Raw genomic sequence first — 23479 nt, 5'->3', positions numbered from 1 at the left:
TAAGTCGGCATTTTTTATTATGCTAGATTATGCACCTGCGATGATGCCGCCGTCTTTACGGGTAATGACAACCGTTGCAGAACGTGGACGCGCTGTGCTGTTCTTTGGATCCGTCTGTGTGGCTGGCCAATGGCTAGTTGCTGCATCATAGCTAGCTGAATCTTCACCAGGGTGCTGTACATTAATGAAGATGGCTTTGTAATCAGGTGTCATGGCAATCCCTGTAATTTCGCACTCTTTGGGTCCGACCAAGAAACGACGTAAGGTTTTATCCGTGACTTGAGCACCCGCAATGGTCGCTTGACCATTGATAGCTGTGGTTGCTGCACCATCTCCAATTTGTCCAGGTAATGCTGCTAACATCATGCAGTTCGTTACGTCTGTATAGGCACCATCATCGGTTTGAATCCACAGTACACCACGTGGGTCAAACCACATACCATCAGGTGAAGATAAATCATTATTATCTGTCAAGCCTGACAAGTTAATATTGGCTGCCATAGCGGCTTCAGAGCCAAATAGGTAGATGTCCCACGTAAAGGCTGTTGCTGTGGTTTTATTATCTGTTTCTTTAAAACGGATAATGTGACCATTGACGTTTCCTTTACCACCTTCAGGATCAGCGTAGTTACGCGGGTTGGCAGCGTCTGTTGGGTAGTCAAGTCCACGCTTAGAGTTGTTGGTCAGCGTAACATAAACTTCACCATTGACAGGGTTCACTGTTGCCCACTCAGGGCGATCCATTTTGGTTGCACCCACCGCATCTGCTGCAAGTCGCGCAAAAGTCACGACATCGGCTTGTGAGCTAAATGGATACACGCTATTGGATGCATCTAAACCATTCTTACCATAGCTGAGTTCTAACCATTGCCCCGAGCCATCGCTATTGAATTTAGCGACATATAAGGTCCCGTTATTCATGTATTTGTCACCAGCGGTATAACCACCGTTAACATCCTTGCTATCCCAGTTGGCAGCAGAAACAAACTTATAGATGTATTCACCACGTGAGTCATCGCCCATATAGAAGGCTAAAGGTTCACCTTGTACAGCACGACAAGCACTATCTTCATGGGCAAAACGACCTAAAGAGGTACGTTTTACAGGGTTTTGACCACGGTCAAAAGGATCAATTTCGACCATCCAGCCAAAAGTGTTCGGTCCATTACGATAGTCTGCTGTCGCCTGATCAGCCACAACACTGGCATTCCAACGGTCATATAGATCTTGCGATTCAAGTTGTCCGAGCGCAGTTTCCCAACCATAACGTGAGCTTGAACCTGCTTTGAGACCATAACGTTTTAGTGCGACAATTTCGGCTGCACTACGGTTGGCATCATCCGTTGCACTACGCGCAAAATAACCAATGAAGTTTTCTTCCGTGGTGAGGTAAGTACCCCAAGGAGTATAGCCATTACCACAGTTGTTGTGCGTACCACGAGTTTGCTTGCCCGCAGGAGAGAACTTGGTTTTGACCAAATCTGAACTTGCTGCGGCACCCGCAAAATCCATCACCGTTGATGCTGTAATACGACGGTTAAAGAGTGAGTTTTTCACAATCTCAACTTTTTGCGTAGCGCTATCTTTTTTAATGTGTACAACCGATACGCCATGCGCATTGGTTTCACGAATGACTTCTTCTTCTGGGCGACGACCATTGACTTTAGTGGCGCCTGTAGGATGTAGGAAAGTTTGGTTGATATATTCGTGGTTCATCACCAGCAAACCTTCCGTCGACACCGTGTCATCAAATTTGCTGCTACTGTTTAAACCAAAATAGTGCATACCGTCATGACAATCTCCAGAACGGAACTGGAAGCTTGGGCCTGAAGGAATATTGTTATCATCCCAATCGGCATAGCTTGGATTGATCGAGTCACCTAGTGCATACAGTACAGTGGCTTGATAGCCTTCTGGTACAGTCACAATATCATCTAAGTTTTTATTCACTACAGAGAAAGTGAGTTCTGTTGGTTTTTTATTTGGATCTACAGGTTTGCTTGGCGGTGTCGCATTATCGTTATCATCATCACTACACGCGGTCAATGACGATGCCAATGCAAGTGCCACAGCACCACTTGCAGTTTTACCAATGAGACTGCGGCGAGTCATACGCTGTTCTAAAATGTCACTGAAGTGAACATTATCAGAGGTGTTGTTATCTAGTTCCTGATCTTCATGATATGGCGTCAGCTCGGTCATGTTTTTTCCTAATTGGTCAATAAGTTATAAAGTCGTCATTAACTTAGGAAATTAATGTGACAAGACTTTTACCAAATAGTGAAAATCTGGTGAAAAAATGAAGTCATTTTGATGAAAAAAAAGCAGACCGAGGTCTGCTGAGTTAAACCGATTGTCTTTATGCAATACTTCGTTTCTTTTCAATCAGTTTGCCAAAAAATAAACCCAGTTCGAACAGGATCCACATGGGAACTGCCAGCATAATCATGGATAAAGCATCGGGTGGAGTGATGAACATGGAAACAAAAAAGCATCCGACCACAATAAAACGCCGTTTTTCCATCAACTGCTGTGTCGATACCAAGCCAATCAAAATCAGCAATAAAGTAATCACTGGAATTTCAAAGGTTAGACCAAAGACCAGAAACAGTTTTAAGCAAAAGGTGAGATAGCTGTTGATGTCGGTCATGGGTGCAACCGTTTCAGGCGTTACACTCATAAAGAAATGCAAGATTGAGGGCAAAGCCACATAGTAGGCAAATGCAATTCCTGCATAGAATAAACCAATGCTACCGACCAGTAAGGGCAGTGCGAGCGTTTTTTCTTTTTCATAGAGTGCAGGTTTAATAAAGGCCCAGATTTGATAAAAAATAAATGGCATGGCCAACATCAGCGCCACAAAAAAGTTCAGCTTAAAAGGGGCCATAAAAGTCGCAGTGACATCTGTCGCAATCATAGATGATGAAATAGGTAACTGCGCACGCAATGGCTCGGACATGAGCTGATAGGTATGATTGGCAAACGGCAGTAGGCAAAAAAATAGCACAAGCAATAAACCAACAACTTTGAACAAATGCTGTCTTAATGCAACTAGATGTTTGGTGATTGGCATTTCTTCTAGTGGTGCTTGTTCTTGCTGTAATGAACTTGGCAAGTGACTAGATTCTAAGGGCATATTCATACCGCCACCTTTAATTCGGGTAATTGTTCAAGACAATCCACTACAGCAGTCCCCATTTTATTCGTACAAGGCATTACCGAAGGTAATGGATGTCGATATAGCATTGAATATTTTTGCTGTGTGAGTGGAATATAAGTCAAAAATAAATTTTTATTTTCAGTAACGCTGTTTTGCTGTTGTTGTTCGATCGCGCTATGACTTTGTTGTAATTCTTGCATCTGAGCCTGCATTTTAAGCTCAAGTTCTTGAATCCGTTTCATCTCATTTTGCATTTGTTCACGTAACTCAGACATGCGTAATTCGCGATCTATGTCATTTTGAACATTGCTGATCATGCGTTTGAACTTGCCGTACCATTTACCTGCAAAACGTGCCGCTTCAGGTAGTTTATCTGGTCCTAGCACCAATAATGCAATGATGCCGAAGGTCAACAGTTCAGTCATTCCAATATTGAGCATTGGGTAAATACCTATGGCTTATGATCGTGTTGACGTTTTAACTTCCGCGGTACTTTGGTGTTCTAAAGTACGTGGTTCATTGAGTGATGAGGTTGTCTCATCTTCTTTAACCGACTTTTTAAAGTCTTTGATGGCACCGCCGACATCTTTACCTAAGTTTTTTAGTTTAGACGTACCAAATAATAAGATCACGACAATTGCAAAAATTAGCACATGCCAAATCGATAAACCTGCCATCTTGTTTTCCTCTTTTCTATTTATGCCATATCTCAACAGTTCAACATGACAGCGGTGTGACGATAGGATTGCAATTTCAAGACAGTCGATTTTCTGGAAAAAAAACCGATGAGTGTTATGATGATTAGGTGAAATTTCAAGGAATATCGATGTGGCTTTGTTGTTGCCGCTATTGGCATTTTTAACAGGTTTACTTCTTGCCACAACGCCAGTTGCTACGCAATTAAAAACAATACTATCTAGTTTATTGGCCCGGTGTTTTATTCCCATTGTAATTATTTACAACATGGTGTTTTATCAGGCAGGTAGCCTTAGCTTGATGCTATTTAGCTTTGGCGTCGCTGTTCTATTGTTTTATTTTTTCCTATATTTTTCAAAGAATAAGTTGAATGCCTTGTGTTTTAGTTATGTCAATATGGCATGGTTAGGCTTTCCTTTTGCCATTGCGCTATTTGGCACAGAAATTAGCCCTGCGATGGTGGCGTTGTATGTCGGTGGTTCTATTTTTGGTAACCTTTGGGCAGTCACTGCTGTGAGTAATACGCCTCAGCCACTTAGTATGATTCTGAAAAAAGTCATGTATTCCCCCCCAATCGTTGCTTTAAGTTTGGCTGCATTGTTTTGGTTGTTGGGTATACAGCACTGGCTACAACAGCATGGTATTGATTGGATATATGCTGCTACAAAGTTGGGCATGACCTTTTCAGGTATGTGTGTGTTGGGTATGTGGCTCAGGCACACCAAAGTTCATAGAGCAGATTTATGGCAAAGTACGCAAACCGCAGGCTTGAAATTACTTTGTGGTTTAGTGTTATGTGGGTTAGCGTATCGCTTTTTGCCTATACCACATATTGAACAATCGATTGGAGTCATGTTCTTATTGTTTTGTTTACCACCTGCGGCAAATATAGTGGCTTTAGAAACGCATTATCAGGGGACAGGAACTTCGGCAAAATATATCGCTTCGGGGACAATTGTCAGTTGTGTTGTGGTCAGTTTGTATGGCGTATTATTGCATTTGTTTATATAAAAAGGCTTTTGCTCTCTCGCTAAAGAGAGAGCAAAAAGTCTCAGTTACTTTTCTAAACTGTGTTTAAAAAGTTGCATGGCTTGACCACGATGACTGATTTTATTTTTTTCTTCTTTGCTCATTTCGGCACTTGAAAGCCCTAACTGAGGTAACCAAAACAGCGGGTCATAGCCAAAACCATTTTCACCACGCGCTGCTTCTAATACTTCACCTTTCCAAATACCTTGGAAAATTTGTGGGAGTGGATCTTCGGCATGTTGTACCAAAGCTAATACGCATACAAACATGCCTTCAATGGTTTCACCATCTTTACGCAATGGTTTTAATTTATCTAACAGCTTTTGGTTGTTGGCGGCATCATCGCCATGTTCACCTGCAAAACGTGCTGAATAAATGCCAGGTGCGCCATCTAAAACTGGGACACAAATACCCGAGTCATCTGCAATCGCTGGTTTACCTGAAATACGGCTAGCATGACGGGCTTTAATAATGGCATTTTCAATAAAACTGAGTCCGTCTTCCACAGCATCTTCAATATTGAGTTGACCTTGCGGTACAACGTTGACTGGAAGTTGGAGTTCGGCAAAAAGTTTCTCAAATTCAGCAATTTTACCTTTGTTGTTACTGGCAAGCACTAATGTGCCTTGAGATAACCACGCATTTGCAGACATTGTATTGGTGCTCATGAATTGAAAATAATGGTCTATATTTTAACTGAATTAGATTGTATAAAAGCAGCATAATCTATGAAGATTAAAAGCAACAACTGACTTTAAATAAGAACAAGAGATAAATGGATATGATTCGTCCAGCCACTCATGCAGATTTAGGACAAATTGAAAGATTAATTCAACCTTATATTGCTGACTTTGCCATAAGCCGTGAAGGTGAAGAAAAATTTTCTTCAGCCTCTATTTTAAAATTATTAAACACCGAACAGGTTTATTATTATGTGTATGAACAGAATGAAGCAATTCTAGGCATTATTGCTTATAAAGAACCCGCTCATCTCGTACATTTTTTCGTGGATATTGCTGTACAGCAGCAGGGGATTGGTCGAAAGCTGTGGAATTATGTTGTCGTTGAACTACAGGAAAATATCACCGTGATCAGCGTAAATTCAAGTTGTTATGCGCAGCCTATTTATCAAAAATTTGGTTTTAAAGCTGTATCGGAGGTGATTGAAGCACATGGTTTAAGGTTTGTGATGATGCAAAAAAATACAACTGCCGAAAATAAAAAAGCACCCGAAGGTGCTGTCTAGCGTCAGTGCAATATTATTGTGCTTGAATCCATTTGTCTGCACGGTCACGTGCCAAACGAATCTGGTCCTGGGTCAGGTTCGCTGCCAAAGCGGTTTTTTTACCTTCTGACATGGCAATGACTTTATTGTCGAGCATGCCATCACGCGTTGAAAGTTCATACCATTGGTAAGCACCAATGTAGTTTTTCTTTTGCTCTTCCATCATGGCAAGATTGAAGCTGGCACGGTTGTCACCATGACTGGCTGCCTTTTCAAAGTATTGGCGAGCCAAAGTTTCACTTTTGGCAACACCTACACCATCGGCATACATACGACCGACATTTAACTGGGCAGGGGATAAGCCCTGATCAGCAGCAGCTTTAAACCAAGCAAAAGCTTGACGGTCATCTTGCTTGACGTCTTTACCCGTTTGGTATTTGGTGCCTAAGTAAAACTGTGCGGCAGGTTGACCTGCTTTTGCAGCTTTAATTAAGTTATCAATATCCATGGTTGAATATTGGGCAGCTTGACTAGAAATGGAAGTAGATGGCGAAACATACTCAGCATGAGACTGAATGCTAAAAAGTCCAAAAACTAGTGTGCTTAATAATAATTTTTTCATAGCGCGCTCACTCGATAAATTGCGACTTCACCAAACAGATTTGGGATATGTTTACTGAGTAAACTACCTTGCTGATCCCCATTCACGGCGAGTCGATTAATTATTCGGATGTTGTTTTCTGCACAAAGTGCTTCAAAATCTCGAAAAGTACATAAGTGGATGTTTGGAGTATTATACCACATATAAGGTAATGCTTCTGAAACTGGCATCATTCCTTTCAAAGCCAAGAAAGAACGGGTCTTCCAATGTGCAAAGTTTGGAAAAGTAATAATCGCCTGTTTCCCCACACGCACCATATCACGTAATAATACGTCAGGCGCATCTACAGCTTGCAAAGCTTGTGCCATCACCACATAGTCAAAAGACTGGTCGGCAAAGCGACTTAAACCTAAATTTAAGTCCTGCTGAATAATATTTAACCCTCGGCTGATCGCAATTGCAATCTTTTCCTGATCAATTTCTAAGCCATATGCACGAATATTGTGCTGTTTACTCATATGAGCCAGCAATTCACCATCACCACAGCCCAAATCGAGGACTTTAGAGTCGGGTTTAATCCATGCTTCAGCGAGTTGATGATCGATACGCATTACACAACCTCCTTAGCGGTAGATTTAAGCTGTTCTTCACCACCTAAAAATGCACGTAATGATTTTACATAAAGCGGAATCGGGAATAAGAATGAATCATGACCTTGTTCAGCATCAATATCCAGATAGCTCACAGGCTTGTGATTACTAATGAGTGCATCCACAATTTCTTGTGAGCGTTCAGGAGTAAAGCGCCAGTCCGTGGTAAATGACACCACCAGAAACTTACATTGGGTCTGAGACATCGCTTGGGTCAATGAATGTTCATATTCACGTGAGGGATCAAAATAGTCTAATGCCTTGGTCATAATTAAATAAGTATTGGCATCAAAGTTTCGGCTGAACTGTTCACCTTGATAACGCAAATAACTTTCGACTTGGAACTCAACATCAAAGCCATACATAAATTTGCCTGACTTTAAGTCACGGCCAAACTTTTGTTTCATGGCTTCTTCTGACAGATAGGTAATATGGCCGACCATACGTGCCAAAATTAGCCCACGTTTTGGATAGCTGTCATGTTCTAAATAACGACCTTGATGGAAGTCAGGGTCAGATAAAATCGACTGACGTGCCACTTCATTAAAAGCAATATTCTGTGCAGACAGCTTTGGTGCGCTGGCAATAATTACACATTTTTGTAAACGCTCAGGATAATCAACCGACCACTGTAAAGCCTGCATGCCTCCCAAAGAACCGCCGATCACCGCATACCAAGTTTGAATGCCTAAGCGATCAGAGAGCATGGCTTGGGTTTTAACCCAGTCACGTACTGTCACTAAAGGAAAATCTGGCCCATAAGGACGATTGTCATTTTCAGGATTTGGTGAGGTTGGACCCGTCGAACCGCTACAGCCACCAATGTTATTTAAGGCAACGACAAAAAACTTAGAGGTATCAATTGCTTTTCCAGGGCCAATACATGCATCCCACCAACCTGCTTTTTTATCATCTTCATGATGATAACCCGCAGCATGATGATGTCCCGATAAAGCATGGCAAATGAGAATGGCATTCGAGTGATCTGCGTTGAGCGTGCCGTAAGTTTCAACCATCATTTCGAAACGTGGTAAAACACGACCACATTCTAGTTCTAACGGCTCTTCGAATTGGAACCTTTGTGGGGTTACGAGACCCACTGAGTCAGCTGGAAAAGACACAGAAATACTTCGCCTTTAATTTTTTAGAACAATAAACAAAAGGATACCACTTGAGGGTATCCTTCTAAAGTCATTTTAGTGCTAATCAATATTGTTAATACTTATACCGCAGCAGCAATCACTTGTTCAGTACTGAGTACACCTTGTTCAATTAAACGGTTGGTACATGCAAGGATTGCTTCAATTGAGGCAGTCACAATGTTGTCATGAACTCCCGCGCCAAAGGCAGACTTACCTGTACCTTTTACCTGAATTTCAATTAATGCCAAGGCTTTGGCATGAGCACCAGAACTAATACTGCGTTCTTCGTAGTTCAAGACATCAATTGGTAATTGAAGTGCATTTAACATTGCCGAGATAGGACCATTGCCTTCGCCACGTAAATGTTGTATTTCACCATCAAGTTCAATATCTAACTCAATCACTTGGTTACCATTATCGTCAGACAAACGATAATTTTTTGCTGAATAATGCGCATTTTTGGTTTCTACATATGTATCTTTGAACAAGCTCCAGATTTGCTGCGCTGAAACTTCGACACCTTCTTCATCCGCGACTTGCTGAACCACTTGTGAGAATTCGATTTGTAAACGACGCGGCAATACTACGTTGTAATTTGATTCTAACAAGTAGGCAATCCCACCTTTACCAGATTGGCTGTTGACACGAATCACGGCATCGTAGTCACGACCCAAGTCTTTCGGATCGATTGGTAAGTATGGCATATCCCAGATTTCTTCGTTTTTCTGGTATTCAAAGCCTTTCTTGATCGCATCCTGATGTGAGCCTGAGAATGCAGTGAAGACCAAGTCACCTGCATATGGATGACGAGGATGTACAGGTAAACCAGTACATTCTTCAACTGTCGCAATCACTTCATTAATGTTCGAGAAGTCTAAGTTCGGTGCAACACCTTGGGTATACATGTTCAATGCAATCGCAGCAACGTCTACGTTACCTGTACGCTCACCATTACCAAATACACAACCTTCTACACGGTCAGCACCCGCCATAATCGCCAATTCAGAAGCCGCAATACCACAGCCACGGTCATTGTGGCAGTGAACTGAGATGATCACGCCATCACGACGTTGGATATTACGATGCATCCATTCGATTTGGTCTGCATAAACATTTGGAGTCGATACTTCCACTGTTGCAGGCAAGTTTAAAATAACTTTATGGTCTGGGCGTGCGTCCCAGATTTCAGTCACAGCATCACAGACATCTTTAGCGACTTCTAATTCGGTTGCAGAGAAACATTCTGGGCTGTATTGGAATACCCATTCAGTTTCTGGTTGTTGCGCTGCATATTCTTTCACTTTGGTCGCTGCGTTAATCGCTAATTGTTTTGCACCAGCAACATCCACATTCAATACTTTTTGGCGGAATGTTGGAGAGTTAGAGTTGTAGATGTGTACAATTGCGCGTTTTGCACCTTGTAAAGATTCAAAAGTACGTTGAATCAAGTGATCACGTGCTTGAACTAAAACTTCAATGTACACGTCATCTGGAATATGACCTTCTTCAATCAATTTACGCGTGAAATCAAAGTCGATTTGAGACGCAGAAGGGAAGCCAATTTCAATATGTTTAAAGCCAATTTTAACCAACATCTGGAACATTTTAAACTTTTGTTCCATATCCATCGGTTCAAAAATTGCTTGGTTACCGTCACGAAGGTCGGTACTCATCCAAATCGGCGCTTGGGTAATTTCTCTGTTTGGCCATTGGCGGTCAGGCAAGTCTACACGCTGGTACATGCGACGGTATTTTTTACTTGGATCAGCCAACATCATGAGGAACTCCTTGTGTAGTGCCCGTTGCTCAGTATTATTAAAATGCAACGCAATACTTATATATGGTATCTATTTCAACAAAATTAAAGGGATATTCAGGGGGTTTTGCTCAAAAAAGCAAAAATTTTTATACGCGCGCGTGGCGCAGCATCAGGAGATTCATTTGAGGTTGAGCGTGAGTCGGAAAAGCAAAAATATCATTCGTTTTCATCATGTAACCATCAAGATCAATAGGGTAGTTTTACTTGTGCAAGCATTCGCAGAGTACTTGATTGAGTCTAGGCGAAAATTGCATGCAGTGCAAAAAGTTCATAATTTATTCTAATAGGATTGTAAGGGAAATGTTTTTCTAATTTTGCAGTATTATTTAAATATTAGAAAAAATTTCCCAAGATAGTTTTTGTTTTTGAAAAATATAATAACAAAGTGCGTTAACTAATTATAATTCTGACCACATTCGTATCAAGTTGTGATAAATGTTGGTCAGTTTCATGACTTCAGGATAAGCATCATCATGATCCTTACGTAATTGACGAATACTTTCATCAAGATTAAAGAGTAGATGGCGTTTCTGGTCATCACGAATCAAACTTTGTACCCAAAAAAATGAAGCAAAACGTGTACCGCGAGTAATGCTACTGACTTCATGCAAACTGGTTGCTGGGTAGAGTACGACATCGCCAGCGGGTAACTTCACTTCATGATAACCATAGGTGTCTTCAATCACCAAATCACCACCATCGTATTCTTCGGGTTCACTTAAAAATAATGTACAAGATAAATCTGTACGCATTTGTTGTGAGGTTCCACGAATCAGGCGAATCGAGTTATCAACATGAAAACCGAAACTTTCATGTTCATCATAACGGTTAAACAGTGGGGGAATAATTTGATGCGGCAATGCAGCGGCTTGAAAAACTGGATTTTTCCAAATGGCTTGAATCACCAATTCACTCAGGTGATGGGTGAGGGGATCATTTTCCGAAAGTTGTTGATTTTGTTTAACTGAGGCAGAAAGGGTACCTGCTGTTACTTTCCCACCGACCCAATTTGCTGTTGCCATTAATTGGCGGAATTCAGCGACTTGCTCTTTGGATAAAACATTTGGAATGTGATGAATCACAGCCTATATCCTTCTTCATAAATGGTTATAAAAATAGCCTCTGGGCAGAGGCTATTTTATCTTAATTTAAGTTAATCCCATAATTAATTTATGGGATTAAGTCTTAGTACTTAAAGTTGATTGCCAATACGGCATTGCGACCATTACCTTCAAATGCATAGTGTGCTGCGTGTGCACTAGTGAAATAACGTTTATCTGAAATATTATTTACATTCAGCTGAACATTCACATTACGGTTCACATCATATTTCGCCATTGCGTTGTAAATGGTATAGGTCGGTAAGTATTTTGGTACTGTCGTGTTTACAAAAACTTGGTCACGATATTCTGCACCAGCACCTAAAGTTAACTTCGGCATAACACGGTAAGTTGACCATAATGTTGCGCTGTTTTTCGCGACGAATGGCAGTGGTTTACCTTCTTGTGCGATTGCATTGTATGCTGCTTTAGTGATTTCACTGTCTAAATAGCTATAACCAGTTGAAATTTCCCATTTGTTGGTGATTTTACCGTTTAAGCTGACTTCGAAACCATCAACACGGCTGTCACCTGCATTCGCTGTCGTGGTTGGATCAATCTGAATACGAGTATTTTGTTTCTCAGTACGGAAAATTGCAGCAGTTAAGTTTGCACGATTATTAAATAAGTCCCATTTGGTACCAATTTCAAAAGTACGTGCTTCTTCTGGCTTGAGGGCATTAGCTGTTGCACTTGCAACACCAGAATCGCTAATAGAATCTGGACCTGTATCACCTTCAGCAAGCACACCTACAGGATTTGCTGATGTAGCGTAGCTTAAATAAATACTGCCATCTTCTGTTGGTTTAAAAACTAAACCAGCTTGGTAAGTGAAGTAATCGGTATCACTTTCTAATTTATCGCCAGCTTTATGAGGTGTACGTCCACCTACGTCCTTGTTATATTTTTTCTCAGTTTCGAATTTGTCCCAACGAACACCTAGGTTAAGCAACCATTGTGGATTAAATTCAATACTGTCTAAAGCATAGACTCCTACATTATGGCTACGCGTTGTAGATTGTGCTGTAATCGAACCAAGTTTATCTGTAAATGCACCATTTCCTGGATTATTTAAACTCGTACACCAGCCATTTGACATAGCTGCAGCAGAAGTACAGTTTTGAATATTACTGTCTAAAATGGTCGATGTAGTTTCACCAGCAGCATTAGTAAAAGTATGAACACCTTGATCGGTTTCTTGGAAGCTCCATTCAGTACCGATATTAAAAGAATGGTTTAATGAACCTGTATTAAATTTACCTCTTAAAGAAAGCTGATCGCTATAAGCATCGCTCTCTAAGATACGGCTTAAAGCACGTCGTGCAACAGTACCACGGTAGATGTTTCCTTTAGAGTCATCTGCATTGGTATAGATATAATCAGATTTAGATTTGTTATATGTAGCAATGTTTGCCAAGGTCAGATTTTCATTGAAATCGTGTTCAAGCTTAAACGTACCAATTTGGTTTTCACGTTTGTCAAAGTCACGTGCTTTCCAGCCATAGTAAGTTCCAGCTTTGACGCTTACAGGTTTACCATCGCCAGGAGTAACAGTTACACCAGGAGGAGGTGTTGTTGGCTTTGCATTATTGAATGGAATACCCGCATCTGGTTCATCATTGCTACGCAAATAATAATAACCAACAGAGCCACGTGTGTCAGAACCTAGACCAAAGGCGAGGCTAGTTGCGATACCAGCACGTGCAAATTCGGCTCCATCACTTTGTCCAGCTTTTTCATTTTCGTGCCCCATCACAATGACACGTCCAGCCATACCGTTACCGAAGTCTTTGTTGGCATCTAATTGAATGTGTTTATAGTTGTCGGTTCCGCCTTGAACGCTGCCTTGATAAGTATCGCCTTCATGAGCAACTTTAGGAATCAGGTTAATGCTTCCGCCAACGCTACCACCACCACCAAGGGCAGATGAAGAACCCTTAATAACTTCAACTTGTTCGATGGCAAACATATCGCGGCTTTGTGAAGTGGTATTACGAACACCATCCACATAAATAGAAGATTGACCGCTATAACCACGGATATAAGGCATATCTGTAAATGGTGTACCACCTTCACCTGCACCTAAAGTGATTCCTGGTTCATAACGCAATGCTTCTAACAGCGTATTAGAGTTGGTATCTTTTAAAAGTTTTTGCGAAAGAACAGAAACGGATTTAGGTGTATCTTTTAGAGGCGCGACAAATTTAGCATTTGCAGATTGATCAACTTTTAAAGACTCTTCTTGAGTTGCTTCCGTGTGAATGGTTGGCAACTGAGCTGTTTCTTCTTGAGCAATAGCCGTAGTCGCAACAACTGATAATGATGAGGCAATTGCTGCCGACACTAATTTTTTCCGCGTTTTAATAAATGACATTTCTGAACTCACAAAGAGTAGTAAAAATTCTTATGCGAATAATAATAATTCTTATTTATTTTACCAATTGTAAATGATTGGAATTGCCGATTAATGACTTTAAAGAAAATGTAAAAAATAATGATATTGTGTAACGATTTGTATATAAGTGCATGATTTTATATAAATATAGAAAAACCCTGCTAAGGCAGGGTTTTTTATTGGGATTTTGAATTTTAGAAATCGTAAGAAATAGATAACCAGTAGTTACGCCCAGAGATATACGTTCCGGACATAGCAGATCCTATCGAAAGGTATTTATATGCTTGTTGTACATCACCATTTAGGTCGTAATAGTCCATGTATTCGGTAAAGTCTTTATCTAGCAAATTATTTACAGCCGCATTAATACGTATCTGATCATTGAGCTGATAACTACCACCCAAGTTAAATAGGTTATAGCCAGAGAACTCATTATCGGTTTGCTTTTGAATATTCAATGCATCACCTGTTTGGCTTTCTAAGTAGCGGGGACGACCAGACTGATATTCATGTTGTAACCATAGATCAAATGCATCATTGATGTGCCATGTCGATGTGAGGTTGAATAAATGTTTAGCCGTTGACTCAAGTGCATAACCTTTGTTTTCGCCTTTGGTAATCTCAGATTCGGTAAAGGTGTAGGCAGCTTTAATATCCCATTCGGGAATGATTTGATATTTTAATGAGGTTTCGAGGCCATAGATTTCTGCCTCATCTGCATTAAAGCTCTTGGAATAAGATGTTACACCGTTGCCCAATCCAGAACAGTCACTGATACTGCAATTAAATTCTTTAGATATAGTTTTATCTTTAACAACATTAAAGAATGCAGTGGTATTAAAATCGAATCGATCCGAAGGCTGATAATTTAAGCCTACTTCATAATTAACCGAGGTTTCAGGCTTTAAATCAGGATTACCTAGAACTGGGGTGGTTCCTTGCCCACTAAAATTAATTATTCCATTGTGTAAAGCTTTAGCCGAAGGGGCTTTATAACCCGTACTCACACCACCTTTAAGGGTTAAGGCATCTGTTGTGTTCCAGACCAGATAAGCGCGTGGACTAAAATGCCCACCAAAACCTGAGTGGTCTTCATAGCGTCCACCAAAGGTAAAATGCAGACTATCCATCAGGTTCCACTCATCTTCTGCATAGAATGAGTAGGAATCCTTCTCAAACTCAGCTCCTAGACCTGCTATATCATCCACACTTTCAGCTTTTTTATACTCTGTACCCAAGGTCAATTTGTGATTTCTGAGAGTTGTAATGATATGGCTATCCACAACTAAATCTGTATTCTCTAGTGTACGATCGCGCCCCGCATAAGCATTACTAGGGAAAGTATTGGTCGGAATGGTACGCCCAATTGTTTCCGTTTTGGTTTGGCTAATATAAGTGTTCCATGTCCCGAAGTCATAATTACCATCATGACCAAGTGAATATTGTTCGCGGTTAAATTTTAGCTCATCTTTATAGCCACGTGCGCGCGCAGAAGTATCTTGGGTGCCTAGGCGGTTATCTGCATTGCTATAAGTTTGATTTGAATGGAAGGCATCGAGCCAAAGCGAATTTTGGTCATTCAAACTTAGATTTAATTTACCGCCAACATCATAGTTATCCGCTTCACTTGGACGAGGATCGCGTGAAGTCGAGCCAGCAACGATACGTTCAGAACTTTGGCGATCTAAATAGCTGCCACGAAGTTGTAGTCCAAGACGATTTTCAATAAGTGGGCCGTTGAGAAGAAAACTGGTTTTCCATGAGTCAGCTTCAGCTTTATGTTCCATTAAATTGCCACTTACTGTGACATTACCATGCCATTCATTGCTGATTTTTTTGGTAATAATGTTGATGACACCACCCATCGCCTCGGAACCATAACGAGTCGCCATAGGGCCTCGAATCACTTCGATGCGTTCAATCGCGGAAAGAGGCGGAAGGAAGCTATTTGATGTTTCTCCAAAGCCGTTTGGCGTAACGTCAGAAGATGTAGTTTGGCGGCGTCCATCAATCAAGACGAGGCTGTAATCATTCCCCAAACCACGCATTTTAATGTTTAAGCCCGCGGTTTTACCTACGCCCGAGCGAATATCAATTCCCGGTACATCAGCCAGTAAGTCTGCAATACTTGTGGCATTTTTCTTTTCAATATCTTCTTTGGTGACCACGCTGATGCTGGCAGGTGCATTTTTAATATCTTGTTCAAACCCCGCTGCGGAAACCACAATAGTTGAAAGTTGATGCGTCGAAGAGGAGGTTTCTGAACTGCTTTCCGCAAAAGCAGAACTGGTGGATAAACCAAGTAGTGCAAGACTGAGTGGGCGAAGGTTGAACTTACTCATAAATAGAATTCCAAAGTTGGACGAGATAAATAACTGAAAATAAATATAAATGTGATATTTCTTATATAATAATGATAAGGCTTATCATTTGCAATAAAAGCCGTTTAAAAAGAGAAAAATGATCGGAAATTTAGAAGGAAAAACAAAAGAACAAAAGAAATCAGATAAAATCTTGTGGTTTAACCATCCAGTTTTGTATATCTTTAAATGTTGTCATATAATGTGGCACTTTTTTATAAACTGTTATTACTAAATTTCGAGGAAGCCATGCAAGTAACTTCTGAAGCGGTTTCGGGCGTTGCCCGTCGTTTAAATGTATCTGTACCGACGAGCCGTGTGAACGAGCAATTTGAAGCACGTTTAAAACGCACTGCTAAAACTGTAAAGATTAACGGCTTCCGTCCAGGTAAAGTGCCATTAAATGTAGTTCGCCGTGAATATGGCGCGGGTATTTACCAAGAAGTGGTAAATGACGTTATCCGTGACACAGTATTCGAAGCAATTCAACAAGAAAAAATCAATGCTGTTGGCATGCCAAACATTGATAAAGTAGAAAACAAAGACGACGCCCTTGTATACGAAGCGACTGTTGAAGTTTATCCAGAAGTTGAAGTGAAATTTGACGGTCTAGAAGTTGAACGTAAAGCATCTTCAGTAGAAGACAAAGACGTTGATCAAATGATCGAAAACCTTCAAAAGCAACGTGCTTCTTGGATTGAAACTAAAGGCATGGCGAAAAAAGACATGCAAGTAACTTTCGACTTTGAAGGTACTGTAGATGGCGAGAAGTTTGAAGGCGGCGCTGCTGAAGACTTTAAACTAGTTTTAGGTTCTGGTCGTATGATTCCTGGCTTCGAAGACGGTATCGTTGGTATGAAGAAAGGCGAAGAGAAAGTTATCGATGTAACTTTCCCTGAAGATTACCAAGCAGCGAACCTTGCAGGTAAAGCAGCACAATTCAAAATTACTGTGAAGCTTGTTGAAAAGCAAAAACTTCCAGAAGTTGACGCTGAATTCCTTCAAATCTTTGGTTTAACTGAAGAAGAAGGCGTTGAAAAGTTAAAAGCTGACGTGCGTAAAAACATGGAACGCGAAGTAAAAAATGGTCTTCGTAACCAAGTTAAAGGCGCGACTTTTGATGCATTAGTTGCTGCTAACGAAGTTGAACTTCCTGCTGCAATGGTTGCTCAAGAAATTGATCGCCAACGTCAACAAATGATCCAACAATTCACTCAACAGTTTGGTGCTCAAGGTGCTAAAGCATTTGACAGCAGCATGCTTCCAGATGAATTGTTCAAAGAACAAGCTGAAAAATCTGTAAAACTTGGCGTATTGGTAAGCAAAGTATTGGCTGATGCTAAACTTGAAGTTGACCAAGCTCGCGTTGAAGCTTACATCGAAGACATGGCTTCTTCTTACGAAGATCCAGCTGAAGTTATCGAATACTTCAAAAATGACAAGCAACAACGTTCACAAATTGAAGCTGTTGTATTAGAAGATCAAGTCGTTGATCACATTTTAGCAGCTGCTAAAGTAACTGATAAAACTGTTAGCTATGAAGAATTGTTGAAAGAGCAACAAGCTCGTCAACAAGGCTAATTTAGCTTGAGTTAAAAAAGGCGCTTTGAGCGCCTTTTTTTATCTCATCAAGATATTAGCTTGTCCTATATTCACAAAGCTTATGCAAAAAATATCTGTTATTTAATGGGGAATATTTTGCAATTTCGGTCATTATCCCTCATATTGTGGATATGGGTTAAGTCACAAAAAATCTAGGAATAAATAAACGTATGTATGTTCCAACTATTGAAAACGCGTTAGTCCCAGTTGTAGTTGAGCAATCGTCTCGTGGTGAACGTTCATTTGATATTTTTTCACGCCTTTTGCGTGAACGCGTTATTTTTTTAACGGGTGAAGTGGAAGACAACATGGCCAATTTAATTGTGGCCCAGATGTTGTTTTTGGAAGCAGAGAACCCAGATAAAGATATTCACCTATATATTAACTCACCAGGCGGTTCGGTGACAGCAGGTATGGCAATTTACGATACCATGCAGTTTATCAAGCCAGATGTAGTGACTTACTGTATGGGTCAAGCTGCATCAATGGGTGCATTCTTATTGAATGCAGGTGCGAAAGGGAAACGTTATTGTTTAGAAAATGCACGTGTTATGATTCACCAGCCACTTGGTGGTTTCCGTGGACAAGCATCGGATATTGAAATCCATGCACGTGAGATTCTTTTCATTAAAGAGCGTTTAAACCGTTTGATGGCAGAGCATAGTGGTCAAGACTATGAAACTGTGGCAAGAGATACAGACCGCGATAACTTTATGACTGCACAGGCAGCAAAAGAATACGGTCTTGTGGATGAAGTGCTTAGCAAACGTCCATAAGTTTTAAGATTTTAGTATTGGAGTAAATATGTCCGAACATCCTCAAGGACAAAAGCATTGTTCATTTTGCGGTAAAACGCAGTCTGAAGTCGGGAAACTGATTGCAGGTGAGGACGCATACATTTGTAATGAATGTGTGGACGTATGCTTAGACTTAGTGCAGACCAGTCAACAGGTTGAATCTGGAGACTGGGCTGCGAAGCCTTTGCCGAAACCTCAAGAAATTCGTGCTGTGCTAGATCAATATGTAATTGGTCAAGATGTTGCGAAGAAAACCCTGTCAGTTGCAGTTTACAACCACTATAAACGTCTTAAAGCGACACATAGTGGACATAAGCATGATGATGCAGTTGAGATTGCAAAAAGTAATATCTTGTTGGTTGGGCCAACAGGTTCGGGTAAAACCTTGCTTGCTCAAACTTTGGCACGTTTACTTGATGTTCCATTCGCGATGGCAGATGCAACGACACTGACCGAAGCAGGTTATGTCGGTGAAGATGTTGAAAACATCGTGCAGAAGTTATTGCAAAAAGCCGATTACGATGTAGAAAAAGCTCAAAAGGGCATTATCTATATCGATGAGATTGATAAAATCACGCGTAAATCTGAGAATCCGTCAATCACGCGCGATGTATCAGGTGAAGGTGTTCAACAAGCGTTGCTGAAAATGATTGAAGGTACGGTTGCTTCGATTCCACCACAAGGTGGGCGTAAACATCCGCAGCAAGAATTCATTCAAATTGATACATCTAACATCTTATTTATTTGTGGTGGTGCATTCTCTGGTTTAGAGAAGATTGTGCAGCAGCGTCAAGAGAAAGGCGGTATTGGTTTTACCGCAGATGTGAAGAAAAAAGATGAAAGCAAACAGCTTTCTGACTTATTCCGTCAAGTTGAAGCAACAGATTTAGTGAAGTTCGGCTTAATCCCTGAATTCATTGGCCGTTTACCTGTTATTGCAACATTGGATGAACTGGATGAAGAAGCATTAATGCAAATTCTGACAGAACCAAAGAATGCATTAACGCGTCAGTATCAGCATTTGTTCGATATGGAACATGTAGATCTTGTGTTTGAAGATTCGGCATTACGTGCGGTTGCGAAAAAAGCGCTTGAACGTAATACGGGTGCACGTGGTTTGCGTTCAATTTTGGAAAATGCCTTACTTGAAGTGATGTATGACTTACCAAGCCGTACAGATGTGGGTACTGTTGTGGTGAATGAAGCCGTGATTAACGGTACTGCTAAACCTGAATTACTGCCTGAACGTCAACCGAAAATAGCGACTGAAGATACAAACAAAGTTGATTTAAAAGTGATTAACTCAAAATCTGCTTAATTTGTTATTCGTCTGAAACGTGCGGAAATTTATGATTTCCGCACGTTTTTTATTTGCAAGCCAAAAACTGAATGTTAATCTTGGGCAAAGGCGAGGATGCCTAAAAAATGGAATATATCCAAGATCCACCCTAATAAATAAAAGAAATACGCGGTGAGGGAAAATCATGCGTTCGTTTTATCTTATCTTATGCAGCAGTTTATTTTTATTCGGATGCCACAAGCAAGCAGTTTTAGAACACCCTGAATTAAGCTCGACACTCCATTCCGTGGATACCAGTCAGGCTCCTGGAATTGTCGAGCAGTACCGATTTGGGATGACTTCGGTGGGTGGTTGGGTTAATCAAAAATTAGGTCAACGTTACCATCCTGTGCAGGCGCAGCATAATCAAGCTGCCGTGGTTTATCTCTATCGTCCCGACAGTCGTTGGAATCGTCAGGAAATTGTGGCTTCTAGTCTTTTTATCAATAAATATCGAATTCCGAGTTTGCTGAATAATCATTATTACTGGTTGGAACTTCCTGCTGGAACTTATCGTTTATCGAGTAGCCGACCTTTGGGCATTCAGCATTTTCAAAAACCTAAATATTTAGATTTCACCGTTGAAGCAGGTACGAGTTATTACGTGAAATATGATGAAGAAAATCTGAGTACACGTAAGGAAGTCTCGGGTCCCTTAATTTTGATGCCTAACTCGATTGGGCAAAATGAAATCGCATTTACCCAACTGAAATCTGCAAGTTATAACTTTGTTGCGCAAGACCAACAAACAGGCGAGTTGCGTCATAAAGCACAAAAAATTAAAGCAGCAAAATATGATACTCAATCTGATGTGCAACTTACACAACCCTTTAAAATTTGGGATATTCGTACATGGTAATCAGCTTATTTGTTCTTTTTCAACTGTTTGAATAATGGCTCAAGTGTTTTTGCAACTTGCTGATTGATTTCGTTTTGCGTTGCAGGATCTTGCATCATTTGAGCCGACATCTCGATACTGTTGCGCATAATTTCACTCATCATTTTGCTACTTTTCTTATTAATTGATTGTCCAATCGGGGTTTCTAGGAATTGAATATTGGCAAGGACTTCTTCTTCAGTAAAGGTCTGCATATAAACATCTTTTAGCATTTGCATAAATTTTGGATCAGAAATCAATTTATTGCTAAAAGATGCAGTGATATCCGCAATTTGCTGGGCGGCTTTTTGTTGTTCTGTATTCAGCGCGGTTGTTTTGAACATATTTTTGAGCATTTCTTCTGCTTGTTGTTCATAAACAGGACGCATTTCTTGTTGGGATTGAGCCAAAGTCCCTTTAATGTCACCAAGTAGTAGGGCTTTTTCGACAGATGCTTCAGTTGCAGGTTTTGCGAAAGTGCTGAAACTGAGCGTGCAAAGTGTAAGTGTCGTCAGGATGTGGCTTAATTTTTTCATGATATTTAGAATGAACGATAGTTTTAGAAAGAGAAATTTTGGGCAAAAAAAAACCCTTAACAAGACCTTAGCATGTTAAGGGTATTGAAAAAAGCAAAACTTAGGGTTTAGCCTGCTGCAGCATCTACTACAGGGATTTTACCAATTTTCGCTTGCCAGATTTTCGGTGCAGTTGCATGTACCGATGTACCATTCACATCAACCGCAACCGATACAGGCATATCTTTCACAACAAATTTGTAGATTGCTTCCATACCTAAGTCAGCAAAGGCAACCACTTCGGCTTCACGAATTGCTTTAGAAACAAGGTAAGCCGCACCACCTACAGCCATAAGGTAAGTTGCTTTGTTATCTTTGATGGCTTCAACTGCCGCTGGACCACGGTCAGCTTTACCAATCATACCGAACATACCAGTCGCTTCTAAAACTTGGCGAGTGAACTTGTCCATACGCGTTGCTGTTGTTGGACCAGCAGGACCAACCACTTCATCGCCTACAGGATCGACAGGGCCAACGTAGTAAATGAATTTACCTTTAAGGTCAACTGGAAGCTCTTCACCATTGTTCAACATGTCAACCATACGTTTGTGCGCAGCGTCACGACCTGTATAGATTGTACCGTTAAGCAATAATGTGTCGCCTGGTTGCCATGCGTTCATTTCTTCTTGAGTAATCGTATCTAGGTCAACACGTTTAGAACTTGAGGAATCCCAAGTCACAGAAGGGTAGTCTTCAAGTTTCGGTGCTTGAATGTGTGCAACACCTGAACCATCTAATTGGAAGTGCGCATGACGAGTGGCTGCACAGTTTGGAATCATGCCGACTGGTTTGCCTGCAGCGTGGCAAGGGTAGTCTTTGATTTTAATATCAAGAACGGTAGTTAAACCGCCAAGACCTTGCGCACCAATACCAAGCGCATTCACTTTTTCGAAGATTTCGATACGAAGCTCTTCAAGTTTGTTCTGTGGACCACGACGAAGTAATTCGTCCATGTTGAGTTCTTCCATGAGTGATTCTTTTGCAAGCATCATGGCTTTTTCAGCAGTACCACCAATACCAATACCGAGCATACCTGGAGGACACCAGCCTGCACCCATAGTCGGAACAGTTTTAAGTACCCAGTCTACAATTGAGTCAGATGGGTTAAGCATTGCAAGCTTAGATTTGTTTTCAGAACCGCCACCTTTGGCTGCAACAGTAATGTCCACTTTGTTGCCTGGAACAAGTTTGTGATAAATCACAGCAGGGGTGTTGTCTTTGGTGTTTTTACGACCAAAAGCAGGATCAGCTAAAACAGATGCACGAAGGACGTTTGAGTTCTCTAAGTAACCTTGGCGTACACCTTCATTGATTGCATCATCGAGGCTCATGGTTAAATCAAATTTAACATCCATGCCCACTTCAACAAATACGTTAACAATACCAGTATCTTGGCAGATTGGACGATGACCTTCTGCACACATACGAGAGTTAATCAAGATTTGTGCAATGGCGTCTTTCGCAGCTTTGTTTTCTTCACGGTCGTACGCACGGCTCATCGCTTGGATGAAGTCTTGTGGGTGATAGTACGAAATGAATTGAAGCGCGTCCTTGACCGAAGTGATCAAGTCATCTTGCTTGATAATAGTTGTCATATCAAATATCTCTTGAGCGGGCTGTTAGCTAGCGGGCTAAATTATAAGGTATAACGTTACGGTTGTGGGTGTTTTGCTGAATTTTTGGGCTAAAGTTTAATGGATAAAATCGGTTATCAAGAACACCATCTTTCAGTAGAGATATTTATGTAAACGGGTTCCATCATTTGAAAAGTTCAATAATGGTTGAAGGAGATAAACTTAAGATATTGAATTGATTGTCTTTAGTGTGTGGGAGATTTGAGTGAATTTTAAAATGACAGGATTGTCATAAATTTGTCATAAAACTTTCACATAATAAGCGCATTCCAAAATAGAGCATTTTGTTATGACATCTGCAATTCTAATGGTTGTTGGTTTTAGTTGTTTTATTGCGGCAACTTGGTTTTACGGTCAAAAAGAAGATCAGGCTTAAGCTCTATCTTCTTTTTTTGTTTTAAGCTTTCTTCAAATCTTCAAATCTTCAAATCTTCAAATCTTCAAATCTTCAAATCTTCAAATCTTCAAATCTTCAAAT

20 protein-coding genes are annotated in these 23479 nt (G+C 40.7%); 6 read left to right on the top strand and 14 right to left on the bottom strand.

The window, feature by feature from the left end; translation table 11 throughout:
- Nucleotides 1-27 precede the first annotated feature (27 nt).
- The 4 genes from I593_RS14015 to tatA all read right to left on the bottom strand — a co-directional run bounded on the left by I593_RS14015 (nt 28) and on the right by tatA (nt 3837).
- Complete coding sequence (locus I593_RS14015) at nt 28-2202, bottom strand: PhoX family protein (protein ID WP_016168244.1); 2175 nt, start codon at nt 2200-2202, stop codon at nt 28-30.
- Nucleotides 2203-2359: 157 nt separating this feature from the next.
- Entirely contained in the window at nt 2360-3136 is a 777-nt protein-coding gene (gene tatC, locus I593_RS14010; RefSeq protein ID WP_026440905.1) for a twin-arginine translocase subunit TatC, read from the bottom strand.
- A 2-nt stretch (nt 3137-3138) separates the two neighbouring features.
- On the bottom strand, nt 3139-3600 hold the full coding sequence (tatB, locus tag I593_RS14005) for a Sec-independent protein translocase protein TatB (RefSeq protein ID WP_016168242.1): 462 nt from the start codon (nt 3598-3600) through the stop codon (nt 3139-3141).
- Between the two features lie 18 nt (nt 3601-3618).
- Nucleotides 3619-3837 (bottom strand): Sec-independent protein translocase subunit TatA, encoded by a 219-nt coding sequence (gene tatA, locus I593_RS14000; RefSeq protein ID WP_016168241.1) that lies wholly within the window; start codon nt 3835-3837, stop codon nt 3619-3621.
- A 151-nt stretch (nt 3838-3988) separates the two neighbouring features.
- On the opposite strand from tatA, the gene I593_RS13995 reads away from it, so the two are divergent.
- Nucleotides 3989-4867 (top strand): AEC family transporter, encoded by an 879-nt coding sequence (locus I593_RS13995; RefSeq protein ID WP_016168240.1) that lies wholly within the window; start codon nt 3989-3991, stop codon nt 4865-4867.
- A gap of 44 nt (nt 4868-4911) precedes the next feature.
- Here I593_RS13995 and rdgB read toward each other — a convergent pair whose 3' ends face one another.
- Nucleotides 4912-5538, bottom strand: coding sequence for an RdgB/HAM1 family non-canonical purine NTP pyrophosphatase (rdgB, locus tag I593_RS13990; protein WP_016168239.1), 627 nt, complete (start codon nt 5536-5538; stop codon nt 4912-4914).
- Nucleotides 5539-5660: 122 nt separating this feature from the next.
- On the opposite strand from rdgB, the gene I593_RS13985 reads away from it, so the two are divergent.
- A complete protein-coding gene (locus tag I593_RS13985; protein WP_322782787.1) occupies nt 5661-6131 on the top strand; it encodes a GNAT family N-acetyltransferase in 471 nt (156 codons plus the stop codon).
- Nucleotides 6132-6144: 13 nt separating this feature from the next.
- On the opposite strand, the gene I593_RS13980 is transcribed toward I593_RS13985, so the two are convergent.
- The 7 genes from I593_RS13980 to I593_RS13950 all read right to left on the bottom strand — a co-directional run bounded on the left by I593_RS13980 (nt 6145) and on the right by I593_RS13950 (nt 16159).
- Entirely contained in the window at nt 6145-6732 is a 588-nt protein-coding gene (locus tag I593_RS13980; RefSeq protein ID WP_016168237.1) for a tetratricopeptide repeat protein, read from the bottom strand.
- Complete coding sequence (gene metW, locus I593_RS13975; protein WP_016168236.1) at nt 6729-7322, bottom strand: methionine biosynthesis protein MetW; 594 nt, start codon at nt 7320-7322, stop codon at nt 6729-6731. The genes I593_RS13980 and metW overlap by 4 nt, the downstream gene beginning before the upstream one ends.
- Nucleotides 7322-8482: a homoserine O-succinyltransferase MetX gene (gene metX, locus I593_RS13970; RefSeq protein ID WP_016168235.1), complete on the bottom strand. Its 1161-nt coding sequence runs from the start codon at nt 8480-8482 to the stop codon at nt 7322-7324. The genes metW and metX overlap by 1 nt, the downstream gene beginning before the upstream one ends.
- A gap of 101 nt (nt 8483-8583) precedes the next feature.
- Nucleotides 8584-10281 carry a 2-isopropylmalate synthase gene (gene leuA, locus I593_RS13965; RefSeq protein WP_016168234.1) on the bottom strand — a complete coding sequence of 566 codons (1698 nt, stop codon included), beginning with the start codon at nt 10279-10281 and terminating at the stop codon, nt 8584-8586.
- A gap of 439 nt (nt 10282-10720) precedes the next feature.
- A complete protein-coding gene (locus I593_RS13960) occupies nt 10721-11404 on the bottom strand; it encodes a Fe2+-dependent dioxygenase (RefSeq protein WP_016168233.1) in 684 nt (227 codons plus the stop codon).
- 103 nt (nt 11405-11507) lie between these two features.
- The gene (locus I593_RS13955) at nt 11508-13796 is read right to left on the bottom strand and encodes a TonB-dependent receptor (protein ID WP_016168232.1); all 2289 of its coding nucleotides are present in this window, start codon (nt 13794-13796) and stop codon (nt 11508-11510) included.
- Between the two features lie 215 nt (nt 13797-14011).
- Nucleotides 14012-16159: a TonB-dependent receptor domain-containing protein gene (locus I593_RS13950; protein ID WP_016168231.1), complete on the bottom strand. Its 2148-nt coding sequence runs from the start codon at nt 16157-16159 to the stop codon at nt 14012-14014.
- 267 nt (nt 16160-16426) lie between these two features.
- Here I593_RS13950 and tig point away from each other — a divergent pair, with 267 nt between their 5' ends.
- The 4 genes from tig to I593_RS13930 all read left to right on the top strand — a co-directional run bounded on the left by tig (nt 16427) and on the right by I593_RS13930 (nt 20774).
- Nucleotides 16427-17758, top strand: a complete 1332-nt coding sequence (gene tig / locus I593_RS13945; RefSeq protein ID WP_016168230.1) for a trigger factor — start codon at nt 16427-16429, stop codon at nt 17756-17758.
- 191 nt (nt 17759-17949) lie between these two features.
- On the top strand, nt 17950-18555 hold the full coding sequence (gene clpP / locus I593_RS13940) for an ATP-dependent Clp endopeptidase proteolytic subunit ClpP (protein WP_016168229.1): 606 nt from the start codon (nt 17950-17952) through the stop codon (nt 18553-18555).
- Nucleotides 18556-18583: 28 nt separating this feature from the next.
- Nucleotides 18584-19894 carry an ATP-dependent protease ATP-binding subunit ClpX gene (gene clpX, locus I593_RS13935; protein ID WP_016168228.1) on the top strand — a complete coding sequence of 437 codons (1311 nt, stop codon included), beginning with the start codon at nt 18584-18586 and terminating at the stop codon, nt 19892-19894.
- A 166-nt stretch (nt 19895-20060) separates the two neighbouring features.
- On the top strand, nt 20061-20774 hold the full coding sequence (locus tag I593_RS13930; protein ID WP_016168227.1) for a DUF2846 domain-containing protein: 714 nt from the start codon (nt 20061-20063) through the stop codon (nt 20772-20774).
- 5 nt (nt 20775-20779) lie between these two features.
- Here the strand turns inward: I593_RS13930 and I593_RS13925 are convergent, their stop codons facing one another.
- Nucleotides 20780-21328: a DUF2059 domain-containing protein gene (locus tag I593_RS13925; RefSeq protein ID WP_016168226.1), complete on the bottom strand. Its 549-nt coding sequence runs from the start codon at nt 21326-21328 to the stop codon at nt 20780-20782.
- A 107-nt stretch (nt 21329-21435) separates the two neighbouring features.
- A complete protein-coding gene (locus I593_RS13920; protein WP_016168225.1) occupies nt 21436-22962 on the bottom strand; it encodes a fumarate hydratase in 1527 nt (508 codons plus the stop codon).
- Nucleotides 22963-23479: the final 517 nt, after the last annotated feature.

This window comes from Acinetobacter tandoii DSM 14970 = CIP 107469, from assembly GCF_000400735.1.
Taxonomy (GTDB): Bacteria; Pseudomonadota; Gammaproteobacteria; order Pseudomonadales; family Moraxellaceae; genus Acinetobacter; species Acinetobacter tandoii.
Note: the sequence above shows the minus strand (reverse complement) of the source record. Positions and strands in the feature narration are given on the sequence as shown.